The sequence below is a fragment of the Gilliamella sp. Pas-s95 genome (genome assembly GCF_009795795.1).
GTDB classification, from domain to species: Bacteria; Pseudomonadota; Gammaproteobacteria; order Enterobacterales; family Orbaceae; genus Gilliamella; species Gilliamella bombicola.
In genome coordinates, this window is the sequence record NZ_WTFC01000016.1 from 33,218 (window position 1) to 46,084 (window position 12,867).

Sequence of the window (12,867 nt, forward strand, 5' to 3'; positions counted from 1 at the left end):
GGAGAACACGATGGAGTGGCTCAAAGATTATTGGTGGATAATTGTCGTTATTTTAATTGGGATTTTTATTAATACCATTAAAGCACTAAACCGATTGAGTTATAAAGCGTATCTTGAAAAAAAGAAAGGGATAAAACCTATCCCTTATCAAGATGACGACGATGATGATTGGCCGTCAACAAATTCAACGAAAAAAAAATAATACTCCGCTTAACGAAAATCTTGTCTACCGCTGTCAAATAGTGCTTGATGACGGTAGCGATCAACCCACATTGCCGTTGCGCCACAAACCGCAATAGGCATAATAATTAAATTAAGCACCGGTACCATGGTAAAAAAGCTGACTAACATGCCAAAGGTTAAATTATCGACCCGATCTTGTTTAAGTAACTCACGCATACGTTGAAAAGTGATTTTGTGGTTATCAAAAGCATAATCGGCATATTGGATATTAATTTGCCAAGCAGTAAATAAAAACCAAATCACCGGCGTTACTGATTGCCCAATAACAGGAATAAAATAGGTCAACAGTATCGGAATGGCCCATAATAAATAATTAATCAATTTTTGAAATTCGCGACCAAAAACCCGCGGAAGATCTTTAATAATGCTCATCCACGATGTATCAACTGCTGGCATCCCTGTTAACTGAGCTTCGACTTGTTCTGCCAATAAACCATTAAAAGGTGCGGCAATGATATTTGTCACCGTACTAAAAAAATAACAAAACAAAATCACCAGCATTAAAATCACAATAAAAACTATAATATAGCCCAACCAATGTAACCAACCCGGCACATACGATAACCCCCAATCCACCATGCCAGTAATGGCAGTAAAAAACCAATAAAATAGTGCCGACATAACCACAATATTGGCAATTAACGGTAAAAACACAAATCGCTTAATCCCCGGACTAAACGCCAACGACCAACCTTTAAAAAAGTATTCAATTCCTGTTGTGGGTTGATTTTTTGGATTGTGGCTACTTGACTGGTTGTATGTTTGATTTTGTGAATAGCGATGTTGCATCTGATTTTCTAATTTATTGTGCATCACATTCAGTTCCTTTTAAATTAAAACGAATTGAGTTAAAACATGATGACTATTGTAAACATACCACTTAATAACCTGCAATGGTGATCAGTTATCTTTACTGACTATTTCAGAAAATATTGCATTGCAAGCCTGTTTTGCTAACCATGTTTTAACTTCATGTTTAATGGTTTGCATTAATGCCTGTTTACCTGCAAGTTGGCATGAATTAATAACCAAAGCTTGATTATTTTTACTTTTTAACAGTGCTGATAACACAGGAAAAGAGGATGCTTGAGATGATTGTTGATGTATTTGTATATACTGATTTAATCGACATAGTGAGGCATAACTGGCTTCGAATGGTCGATGGAAGTAAGCAAATCCAGAAAGTTCATCTAAATCATTTACGTCTAAATCTGATGATAATAGCCAACTACCATCGCTGATAATCATATCGTTAAACGGTAAATCAATGATATCCTTCAGCCAATAGGCATTACGCTGTAGTTTTTGTTTTAATTTATAGGTTAACAGTTCTCCAGATCGGGTGATTGGTTTAAGCGCCATAACCGAATAACTGCCACTACTTGCCTGTTTATGGCTGCTTACATGAACCAAGACAAAACCACAAGCGGTCCAAAATTGATAATTAGACGAGCTATAAGCAAAACTGACCGACACAAAATCTTTATTTTGCACTTTGGCATGTTCACAAATCGTCTGCACCAGTTGTTTTGCGATATGTTGCCGTCGATAAGCCTCCATAACCGCAATGCGATTAATGCGAACTGAATGCAACTTAGCCGCTAACCGTTCGCCCGCATGAGCAACAAGCGACTGCGCCACTAAATTGCCTTTAGGGCGACGTATTCCTTGCCATACTTGGGTTATTAGGTCATCAGGCAAGTTCCCCTCGGTGAGGGTAAGCGCCGCGGCAATTTGTTTATTGTCTATTGTAGCCTGCCAAACCGACAAGTTTTGCGCATCAAACAAACGCCTTAAATCGATTAATGTGGTTTGATAGTGGGCCATTTTTAATAGATAAAAGATCGACCTTAAGGAATCAACATCATTGCGTTCAACCGTTGAATATTGGGTTGATGATAGGCCTGTAACAGGGTTATCATCCTGCGTTAATAAACCATTAAGTAATAGCTTATCGCTAAATTGCTCTAGCATATCACCTGCCCGCCAACGAATGGGCGTGTGTAGATGAAAATATTGGCATGCTTTACCTGATAGCAATTTCAACAAAAAGCCCTGTCCAGTACCTTCATATCCATCAACGGTGGTGGTTAACAATATCCGACAATTATTGGTAATGGCCAGTTGTAGCAGTTTTTCGAGCATAGGCAACGGAATCATGGCTGCTTCGTCGATAATGAGATAATCAGCAAAATCAATCTTTAACTGCACAATTAATTCGTCAGGTGCAAAAAATGGCGTATCGGGCTTAGCAAAAGCAAAAAAGGTCGTCAATGCTGATTTATTGGGCGCGGTCACAATACAACGTTGATAATGGCTAAACCGCCCAGCTAGTGCCGATTTACCCCGTCCGCGTTTAGCAACTAATACATTTATGGGCTTATTGCTATTTAATAACTGTTTTAATGTGGCTTGCTGTTCGGCTAAGTCTCGAGTGTCATCGGTCATCATTAGCAAAGAGGGGGGGATGGATAAAGCGTTCTTTGACAAAAATGTTGAATTGATTGACACACCAAATTCTTCCAAAGTTTGTATTAAATGTGCAACAAAATTAGGCACAGTAATCGGATTTTGGCTTTCGTTCCAGCGCAAGCTATCTTGATCATACCAAGTGGACAGCTCCTTAGGTAATAAAAAAACCAACACACTACCTTTGACCAGCGTGCCAACCAACATGGCAAAAGCATCAAGATTAAATCCTGCCGTTGCATCAAAAATAGCATGTCGATACTGCTGGCCTAATAATTGTTTGGTTTGATGGGGCTTGAGTGCGTTGGCAATTAACAAGCTAGGCAAATAATCGGGCTGATAGGTAACAGTTACCCAATCACCAACGTTCTGCTCAAGGATGGAGCTCAATTGTTCAAATAATTGTGCGCTCTCACCTTGTAACACCCATAGCATTCGGGTGCTGTTGGGATTGTGCATAAACTAACTTTTTCCAATTAATAGCGATAATATACCTGCCGCAATCAGTGGACCAACTGGAATGCCTTTGAAAAATGCAACACCAATTAGCGTGCCAATAATTAAGCCATTGATAATGGTAGGATGTGCACCAATGAGCGATATACCACGCGTACCAAGCCACGAGACTAAAATACCCACCAAAATAGCCAATATAGATTGCCAAGTAGTAAATGATTTAGCAATATCACCAATTTTTAACGATCCATCGGCCAGTGGCACCATCATCGCGGCAGTTAAAATAACAATACCGATAGTTAAGCCATATTTATTTAAAAACGGGAAATAAGTGTCAAGCGGCGTTAATTTAAACAGTAGCAATAACAGTACAGCAAATGTCACTGTGTTATTATGAGTTAAATAACACAGTGCCGCTAAACCCAAAAGAAGAAAAAAAGAGATATCAAACTGCGCAAACATTACAAAGGCACACCAATACGTTTTGCCACTTCTTCATAAGCTTCAATCACTCCACCCAACCCTTGACGGAAGCGGTCTTTGTCCATTTTTTTAAGAGTGGACTTTTCCCACAGGCGACAACCATCAGGTGAAAACTCATCACCTAAAGTAATTTCGCCTTTAAATAAACCAAATTCAAGTTTGTAATCAACCAATATCAGCCCTGCTTTATCAAACAAATCAGTCAAAATGGCATTAATTTTAAAGCTAAGTTCTTTCATTTTGGCTAATTGCTCATCGCTAGCCCAACCAAAGGCTTTACAGTGCGATTCGTTGACCATGGGATCATGTAATGCATCATTTTTTAGAAACAATTCAAACGTAGGAGGATTTAAAACCTGACCTTCTTCAATCCCTAAACGTTTAACTAAAGATCCCGCTGCGCGATTACGCACTACACACTCAACTGGCACCATTTGCAATTTTTTAACTAACACTTCATTGTCAGATAATAAGGATTCAACTTGAGTTGGAATGCCTGCTTGGCGCAATTGCGTCATAATAAAATAGTTAAATTTATTATTCACCATGCCTTTACGATCTAACTGCTCAATGCGTAAACCATCAAATGCTGATGTATCGTTGCGAAACTCAAGGATTAATAGATCAGGATTTTCGGTGGTATATACCGTTTTTGCTTTACCACGATAAAGCTCAGCCAACTTTTTCATGTTTATAACCTTATATCAAATTGCTTATAAATAATTAAGGAGCTATACGCTCCTTAAATTCCAAACTTATTCTTAATTTGCACTGCTCACGGCTGTTGCTGGTTTTTTACTTTCGGCCTTATTTTTTTCAGCTTCTTTATCTTGTGCTTTTGGCGGCGCTACACGCATTGAATCTGGTGCAACATCATCCATAATGTCATTAAACAAACCGACAACATAGCGTTGAACTTCAATTGGTTGTGAAGTTAAATCGTCAGTGCCACGAGTTAACGACGTGATCAAAATAGTAATTGTTTCGGTATCACCTAACAATTGACGTTTAATTGAATAAGAAGCCTCAACCGCTTGCTCTTCATCCGCACGGATTATAAAAGCTTTATTGGTTTGAATAGCGCTGCTATCTTGGCTTGCAATTGAAATATTTCTTTTAGTTAAGCTATTAGGAATGCGTTCCCACACTTGATTACTTAATGGTGCATTAAAGGTAACTGAACCACTATTATAAACCGCAAAAGCATCTGGCACTGTTGGGATTGGTAAACTTGGTGGTCTAATATCCAATTGTTTGCCTAAATTGCCTTTAATCTCGGTTTTATCAACATAAAAGTCACTTGTTTCAGTTGGTACTGAAACGCCTTCGGGAATTATTAACGATTTTAAAGAGGGAGATTGAAGATAATCTTCATTACCTTCGACTTCGCGTTTAAAGTTCTGATCACTACCACAACCAGCAAGGAACAAAGAAGCCACAACGGACAAAATCGCCGTTTTTTTAAGGACATTGCTTTTAAATAAGGTTCTGTTCAATGTATTATTTAACATAGATATCTGCTTTTTAATTAAAGGTTATACAAAACTATTAAAGTAAATTAGCCTCTTTTAACGCTTGCTCAACCGCTGGAATTGACGAAGTGCTTAGCGATACCATCGGCAACCGAATTGTTGCGCTTTGCATTAAACCTAATCTTGCGCAAGCCCATTTAGCTGGCGTTGGGTTGGGTTCAATAAATAAATTATGATGTAAAGCCATCAAAGTATCATTTAAACTGCGTGCTTCTTGAATTTGGTTATTAACCACAAGCTGACAAACAGTTGCAACGGCTTTAGCAGCTACGTTGGCAGTGACCGAAATCACCCCATCGCCACCTAAAATCATAAAGTCTAAAAAGGTTGAATCATCGCCACTTAATAATTTAAAATCAGGGCCGACCAATTTGCGCGTTGGATAAACTCTTGAAAGATCGCCCGTTGCATCTTTTAACGCAACAATATTTTTGATCTTCGCTAAACGCCCAACGGTTTCGGGTTTAATATCACTACTAGTGCGACCCGGTACGTTATATAAAATCTGTGGCAGTGCAGTGCTTTCGGCAATAGCTTTAAAGTGTTGATACATGCCTTCTTGTGTTGGCTTATTATAATAAGGCGCAACAGTTAAGCAACCGACAACACCGATATTTTCAACCCGACTGGTTAATTCAATAGCTTCCTTCGTTGCGTTTGCACCAGTACCAGCAATAATAGCAATACGCCCATCGGCATAATCAATTGTTCGTTTTATAACATCGATATGTTCATGGTGATCAAGCGTAGCCGATTCGCCCGTAGTACCAACCGAAACAATACCCGATGTCCCATTAGCAATATGGTATTCAACCAATTTTTTTAAGCTTACGTGGTCAACGTTTCCTTTCGTATCCATGGGAGTAACAAGTGCAACCAGACTTCCTGTAAACATAAAATGACCTCTCACATAATCGGTTTATAACATAGGGTAAAGAATAAAAAATCTGCGAATAAGTATGCGATATTTCTAAGGTAAATTCAACTTTTGTTATGCAGGATTATCGATATCAACAAAAATAACCTCAACACCATAACAACTTGCTAACCATTTCCCTAGTTTTTCAATACCATAACGCTCGGTGGCATGGTGCCCTGCTGCATAAAAGTTAATACCATATTCGCGCGCAATATGAATGGTGCGTTCTGACACTTCGCCAGTAAAAAAAGCATCCACCCCCATTTGCGCTGCTTGTTCAATATAATCTTGCCCACCACCACTGCACCACGCAATGCGCTTAATCACTTGTGGCGCGTTATCACCACAAAATAGCACTTGTCGTTTATTATTATGTAACAGTTGCTCAAGCTGGTGTTTAAATTGTAAAGCTGTGAGTGGAGTATTTAGTGTGCCAGTAAAAAGTAAGTCGGTGATATCATTACGCTTATCTACCGAAATACCCAATAAATTAGCCAGCTCGATATTATTACCAAAAACGGGGTGACCATCTAACGGCAAGTGGTAACCATATAGATTAATATCGTTAGTTAATAATGTTTTTATTCGTTGATATTTAATGCCAGTAATGGTTTGTACTTCATTCTTCCAAAAATAGCCATGATGTACTAGCACGGCATCGGCTTGCAGTTCAACTGCTTTATCTAACAATAACTGGCAAGCGGTAACGCCTGTCACAATCTTATTGACTTGCATGCGCCCCTGCACTTGCAGTCCATTTGGTGCATAGTCCCGATAACGAGCAATTTGCAACTCGTTATTAATAATCTGCTCTAGTTCTAAGTGATGCATAATCTGCTCGGTTTTAAAGTCATCAAAACATAGGGGATAATTATAATCGCTTTAGCTAATAAGCGCATCTACTCCTTTATCTTAATGTGATTTGCATAAAACTTAGCGAAAATAAATTAACAACAAACGCTTAAAGCCAATACTAGGCGAACCACTTAAAAACTGGCATAATAGCTTCTTTTGACAAATAAGATAAATTGTTGTGCCAAACGCCAAATTATGTGAACGCTTTCGTGGATTTTATCCCGTTGTCATTGACATTGAAACCTCAGGATTCGATTCAAAACTCAACGCCATTTTAGAAATCGCCGCCATCACCTTAAAAATGACACCCGATGGCTGGTTAGAGCCAGATCAAACCTTGCAATTTAATGTCACCCCATTTAACGGAGCCATTTTAGAGCCTGCTGCGCTCGCCTTCAACGGAATCGACCCTGACAATCCACTGCGCGCTGCCGTGGACGAAAGGCAAGCCTTAGACGAGATATTCAAAATGGTCAGAACAGGCATAAAAGACAGCAACTGCACGCGTGCGGTAATGGTTGCACATAATGCGCACTTTGATCACAGCTTTTTAATGGCAGCGGCTGAGCGCTCAGGCATCAAGCGTAACCCTTTCCATCCATTTGCCACCTTTGACACAGCATCGCTCAGTGGTCTGGTTTTTGGGCAAACGGTGCTAGCCAAAGCTTGCCAAGTGGCACAAATCACCTTCGATCACAAACAAGCCCACAGCGCACTATATGATACGCAAAAAACCGCCATACTTTTTTGTAAAATTGTTAATCGACTTAAATCGCTTGGGGGATGGCCTTTAGCGGCTATAGATAGTGAAATAGAGACACAACAAGAACAAAATGATAACAGTGCGCAATAAATTAAAAACGAATAAACAGATAAAAACAATCGAAGATTAATTTGCTCGTAGTATAAACTCACACAAAAAAGCGCGCTCAAGTTGCGCGCTTAATTCTTCGTTTAATTAAGACTTATGCTTTTCAGCAGTTTGCTTAATAAGCGTTTGCAATTCACCAGCTTGAAACATTTCTAACATAATATCACAGCCACCGACTAATTCGCCTTCCACCCATAATTGTGGAAACGTTGGCCAATTAGCAAATTTAGGCAATTCGGCACGAATATCAGGGTTTTGTAAAATATCAACATAAGCAAATGGCTCGCCACATTGCGATAAAACCTGCACCGCTTGAGCCGAAAAGCCACAACTTGGCAATCTTGGCGATCCTTTCATATATAGAATAATCGGGTTTTCAGCAATTTGTTTTTTGATTTTATCGAGTGTTGTCATTTCGGTTGTCATGCGATTTCCTTGGTAATTTATTGTAATAATATAAGCTATTTTAACGCACAATTGGGCTTGTTCCTACTGCTATCTTATAACTGAATTGCTTAATGGGGGTTTTTAGAGCAATTTATGGAGACGTTGTTTTTTTGAAAAAACACCCTAAAAAACCCCAATAAAATCAATAGCTTTTCTGACCGATTTTTGGGCAAAAAATCAGACCTTTTTTGTTTTGGTACATAGGATGGATTGAGTGCGGTGGTTTCAGACGTTTTGACCTTGGATGAATAAAATAGCTACAGCGTCATCCACTAGGATTGCCAACCACGCTTTCACCGTCGGCGGCGGGGGAGGAGCGATTGTGGCTTCGCCCCAACGGCGCAACCCTAAGGGAATGCCCCAAATTACCCGGGGCTTTATTCTTTGATAAATTATCCTCTATCTGCACCATCCCCCCCCGCGGCCTAAGGATTAAGAACTAAAAATAAAAGCTAAGGTGTGACACAAAGACCAAAAATGCCTATGGTTTTAGACTTTTCCCAGATCCCGCCATCAAACGGGTAGACGGCCCTGACATCGGTATTTGTAACATCGTCAGTCCAACTCATGTAGAGGGAAAAGTTCACATTTTGGTAGTTGCTCATGAGACCCCACTCAGAGTAAAGTCCTGCACCAATGGAACGGTAGTAATTATTATTACCTCCAGGACTAGCAATAGCATTAGTCAAATTTCTAATCCTCGGCATTCGATAACCCAAACTACTACACCAAGATAATTGGTTAGAAAAATTAATCCTATGACCACCTCGACCAACGAACCACTGCCTCAAAACAAATCCATATCTAACCTCATTACCACTATCCCTACCCACTAACTCAAATGTCTGCGGCAAAGATGGTACACTTAAAGGAGTAGGGTTATCTGACTGTATTTGACCAGAATCCGCCCAAGGACCATTTAACGTTACCCGTGTTACATAACTGGATTTATCTCTAATCCATTCATCCGCATTCACTTGATTCCCATTTGGATCTCTGAATGTACTAGAACGAGGCCTTGTCCAACTCACCGTTGCGTTTATACTACCATTCGTGACAACAGACCACGTCAACTGACTTCCATCAACCCCAATAGGCAATTCTAAATCAAAATACAATCCATCTGCTCCTGTTGTCGGAAAATTAAGACCATAAGATGATGGACTTGTTGACTGAGTCAAAAAACCTTTTCTAGAACTCCATATATTGGATGGACCAGCATACTTGGAGTAGTCATAGTTTCCACGAATAGTAGCACCAGTACCACCAAAGTACAAATTCGGCCTTGCTGATTGCACAAAGTAACAAACACGAGAACCATCATACGGATTGATATAATATGTCACCACCTGACCACTAAAATAACTTGTATTAGGTAACCCATACTGTGTTTTTAGACTTCCTCCTGTACTTCTTAATACCACTTTATAAGGTGCCTTACAGACATCTAATGCAGCACTACGACTTACCGTATAACCATCTTTGTCTAAAAAAGAAGCCGATAAAATCCCTGTCGCAGTTATACCATTTGTACCCTGACCATCTCCATCATCATCACCCCAATTACCTTGAGTAATTAAGTCATTGAAACTAACCGAATTTACTCCCGACGGTACCAACACCTCTATATGGGCTAAAGTACTACCCACATAAGGCAACCTTATCGGATTTGTCGCACTTGATGTATTTGTCGATGGCGTAATAACTCGACCATCCTGCAACTTAATAGACAATAAACCGTCAGTATTTGTTGCCTTTGTTCGACCTCCATCAAACGTTAAATACGGCGGAGTACCTTCAATTGTTCTTGATGTATACGCTGTTAATGCCACAGAATCCTGTGTATATGACAACAAGAGCAATGTCATGAAAAACAACGCGGATTTTGATAATAACGAGAATTTAGATAACAATTTAAAAATCGGCGGTAGCCTTGCCGATAACGTCGCTGATTTCGCTACGCGAAATGACCTCGGTGATGAAAATAAGAACTGTGTCTGATTTAAAATACAGTGAAACTGAAAAAGATTTAAGGCGTAGGTTTGGCAGGCCAGATGCCAGATGCCAGATGCCAATTATGATAGCGCATTTTGATTATCCTGTCAAGTAATTTATTGTTTTATTTATATTTTTATAACTGACTGCTCAATTAGCGAGCATTTCCTTGCTTTGAAAGCGCTTAAATTATAACCGCTTGATTAATAATGCGCTACTTTTTTTGTTAAAAATTTGTAAAGTTTTGTTAATTTTTTAAGGATAAGCTTTTGGTGGCGTGTTTGGGTGATTTGTTTGAATAACAAACACCAAACAAAAACCTCAATAAAATCAACACCTTTTCTGACCACTTTTTGTGGAGAATTTTTAGCTTTGAGTGGTTTTGAGGGCCAAGTCAGTTGGTGTTTTTTGATATAACTAAAATCAAAACCCTTTCGCACTCCAGTTGGGAAGTTGCAACCTAAGATGCGTATATCGCTGATTTAACAATATCCCCTTACTTTCGTCCTTTTTATCAGCAAGCTTGCGTGACAATTTTAGGTTGAAAGTCTTGGGTGATGAATAAGTGCTGTGTTAGTAGTGCTCATTTTACTGTTAGGTATACTATGCTAGCATTTAATAGATGCCATCAGTTGAATTAACACCACTATTTTAAAGTACGCAACAAACACTTATCTTTACCACCAACTGCTTGGTTATTCTTATTTATTTTACCCCTGAGCCACTGCTAGCCACGCTTTTAGCGTTGGCGCGGGGGTGGCGCGATTGTAGCTTCACCGCAACAACGCACCCCTAAGGGAAAATGCTCCCAACTTACACGGGGGCTTTATTCTTTGTTAGATTATCCTCTATTTGCACCATAACCGCCCCCGCGGCCCAAGGATTAAGGACTAAGATATAAAAGCTAAGGTGTGGTACAAAGGCCATAAAGGCTGTAGCCGGCACTGAAGCTGTTAATGTCGCCGAGGTTCCAAGCAACAGTGAAGCTATTGCCACCTGAAACGTCGCTCGTCCAGTAGATGTTGTCACCAAAGCCCGCATCAGCGTAGTTGTAAAGGATGCCCCACTCCGTGAAAAACCCAGCACCTATGTAACGCTTGTAATGATTATTACTAGACGACGGCGTGGTACCTACTGCACCTCGACACCAAAATCCTGAATGCCAACCAGAACAAACCGCATTAGTTAAATCCTTAACCTGTGGCGCACGATATCCCAAACGACTGCACCAAGATATTTGGTCAGACTGACTAGCGTCTTTATTACCCCGATGGACAAACCACTGCTTTAACACAAATCCATATTTAACCACCACATTATCCCTACTATCCCTACCCACCAACTCAAATGTCTGTGGCAAAGATGGCAATGGAGTAAGCGGACTAGGATTATCTGACCCTATCTGAGTACTATCAGCCCTAGGACCGCTTAACGTTACCCTTGCGACAACTTTTCCTTTATCAACACCAGGAATCCAACTATCATTAGCTGCTACACTTGTCACCGTAGCCGTTATTCCACCACGCGTGACCGGAGACCATGTCAACTGACTTCCATCCACCCCACCTATGAGCAAATCAAAATACAATCCATCAGCACCTGTAGTTGGAAAGTTTTGGTCGTAAGATAATGAATCATTTGATTGACTTAAAAAACCCTTTGTAAGAGACCATATGTTAGATGGGCCGGTGAAATCGTCTGTGCCATAACTAAGATTTGGCCTTGTGTGACAAACAACAGGACCACCATACGGATTGATATAATATGTCACCATCTGACCACTAAAACTAGTCCTATTAGGAACTCCGTACTGTGTTTGTAAATATCCCCCTGAACTACTTAAAGTTACCCTATAAGGAGCATTACAAATACTTAATGCATCGTTACGATTAACTGTATTGCCATCCTTATCCGTAAACGATACCGATATATTCCCCGATGCGGTAACTCCATTAGCACCCTGACCATCCCCATCATCATCTCCCCAATTACCCTGAACAACCAAATCATTTATACTAATTGAACTCTGTGATGACGGAACAACCATTGCTATATGACCTAAGTTACTCCCCACATACGGCAAAATTATCGGATTAGTCACACTTGATGGATTAGTAGATGGCGTGATAACTCGATCATCCTGCAACTTAATAGACAATAAACTGTCTGTATCTGTTACCTTTGTCCAACCACCGTCGAATGTTAAATACGGCGCACTACCTTCAATTACTCTTGATGTATGCGCCGTTAAGGCCACAGAACTCTGTGTATATGACAACAAGAACAGCACAAACAACAATAATTTAGGCAATCTAAATAATCTAAGTAAGCGGGATAAGTTTGATAATTTAAATAGAAAAGGTAAACGCCTCGACCTTGACAATAACCCTGCTGGTAAAGTCGCCGATTTCGCTACGCGAAATGACCTCGGTGATGAAAATAAGAGCTGTGTCTGATTTAAACTACGATGAAATTGAAAAAGATTTAGAGCGTAGGTTTGGCAGGCCAGGTGCCAGGTGCCAGGTGCCAGGTGCCAGGTGCCAGGTGCCAGGTGCCAGGTGCCAGGTGCCAGGTGCCAGGTGCCAGGTGCCAGGTGA

The 12,867-nt window shown here is 40.1% G+C and carries 12 protein-coding genes; 2 read left to right on the top strand and 10 right to left on the bottom strand.

Going from position 1 to position 12,867, the window contains the following annotated elements; all coding sequences use genetic code 11:
- The first annotated feature begins 10 nt into the window (after positions 1 to 10).
- The gene (locus tag GQ598_RS05910; protein ID WP_091350188.1) at positions 11 to 202 is read left to right on the top strand and encodes a YpfN family protein; all 192 of its coding nucleotides are present in this window, start codon (positions 11 to 13) and stop codon (positions 200 to 202) included.
- Between the two features lie 8 nt (positions 203 to 210).
- Here the strand turns inward: GQ598_RS05910 and cysZ are convergent, their stop codons facing one another.
- From cysZ to GQ598_RS05945, 7 genes are all read right to left on the bottom strand, one after another.
- On the bottom strand, positions 211 to 1,056 hold the full coding sequence (gene cysZ, locus GQ598_RS05915; protein ID WP_237410320.1) for a sulfate transporter CysZ: 846 nt from the start codon (positions 1,054 to 1,056) through the stop codon (positions 211 to 213).
- An 87-nt stretch (positions 1,057 to 1,143) separates the two neighbouring features.
- Positions 1,144 to 3,171: a tRNA(Met) cytidine acetyltransferase TmcA gene (locus GQ598_RS05920; RefSeq protein ID WP_160402877.1), complete on the bottom strand. Its 2,028-nt coding sequence runs from the start codon at positions 3,169 to 3,171 to the stop codon at positions 1,144 to 1,146.
- Between the two features lie 3 nt (positions 3,172 to 3,174).
- Positions 3,175 to 3,630, bottom strand: coding sequence for a DUF441 domain-containing protein (locus tag GQ598_RS05925; RefSeq protein ID WP_160402879.1), 456 nt, complete (start codon positions 3,628 to 3,630; stop codon positions 3,175 to 3,177).
- A complete protein-coding gene (gene purC / locus GQ598_RS05930) occupies positions 3,630 to 4,340 on the bottom strand; it encodes a phosphoribosylaminoimidazolesuccinocarboxamide synthase (RefSeq protein ID WP_160402881.1) in 711 nt (236 codons plus the stop codon). Before purC ends, GQ598_RS05925 begins: the two co-directional genes overlap by 1 nt.
- A gap of 72 nt (positions 4,341 to 4,412) precedes the next feature.
- Positions 4,413 to 5,162 (bottom strand): outer membrane protein assembly factor BamC, encoded by a 750-nt coding sequence (gene bamC, locus GQ598_RS05935; RefSeq protein ID WP_160402883.1) that lies wholly within the window; start codon positions 5,160 to 5,162, stop codon positions 4,413 to 4,415.
- A 37-nt stretch (positions 5,163 to 5,199) separates the two neighbouring features.
- On the bottom strand, positions 5,200 to 6,078 hold the full coding sequence (gene dapA / locus GQ598_RS05940) for a 4-hydroxy-tetrahydrodipicolinate synthase (RefSeq protein ID WP_160402885.1): 879 nt from the start codon (positions 6,076 to 6,078) through the stop codon (positions 5,200 to 5,202).
- A 96-nt stretch (positions 6,079 to 6,174) separates the two neighbouring features.
- Entirely contained in the window at positions 6,175 to 6,933 is a 759-nt protein-coding gene (locus GQ598_RS05945; RefSeq protein WP_160402887.1) for a Nif3-like dinuclear metal center hexameric protein, read from the bottom strand.
- A 202-nt stretch (positions 6,934 to 7,135) separates the two neighbouring features.
- Here GQ598_RS05945 and rnt point away from each other — a divergent pair, with 202 nt between their 5' ends.
- Entirely contained in the window at positions 7,136 to 7,810 is a 675-nt protein-coding gene (gene rnt, locus GQ598_RS05950; protein ID WP_370516528.1) for a ribonuclease T, read from the top strand.
- A 105-nt stretch (positions 7,811 to 7,915) separates the two neighbouring features.
- Here rnt and GQ598_RS05955 read toward each other — a convergent pair whose 3' ends face one another.
- The 3 genes from GQ598_RS05955 to GQ598_RS05965 form a co-directional block, all read right to left on the bottom strand.
- The gene (locus tag GQ598_RS05955; RefSeq protein ID WP_091350279.1) at positions 7,916 to 8,242 is read right to left on the bottom strand and encodes a Grx4 family monothiol glutaredoxin; all 327 of its coding nucleotides are present in this window, start codon (positions 8,240 to 8,242) and stop codon (positions 7,916 to 7,918) included.
- 485 nt (positions 8,243 to 8,727) lie between these two features.
- Positions 8,728 to 10,350, bottom strand: a complete 1,623-nt coding sequence (locus GQ598_RS05960) for a hypothetical protein (protein WP_160402888.1) — start codon at positions 10,348 to 10,350, stop codon at positions 8,728 to 8,730.
- Between the two features lie 824 nt (positions 10,351 to 11,174).
- The gene (locus tag GQ598_RS05965; RefSeq protein ID WP_160402890.1) at positions 11,175 to 12,548 is read right to left on the bottom strand and encodes a hypothetical protein; all 1,374 of its coding nucleotides are present in this window, start codon (positions 12,546 to 12,548) and stop codon (positions 11,175 to 11,177) included.
- Positions 12,549 to 12,867 lie beyond the last annotated feature (319 nt).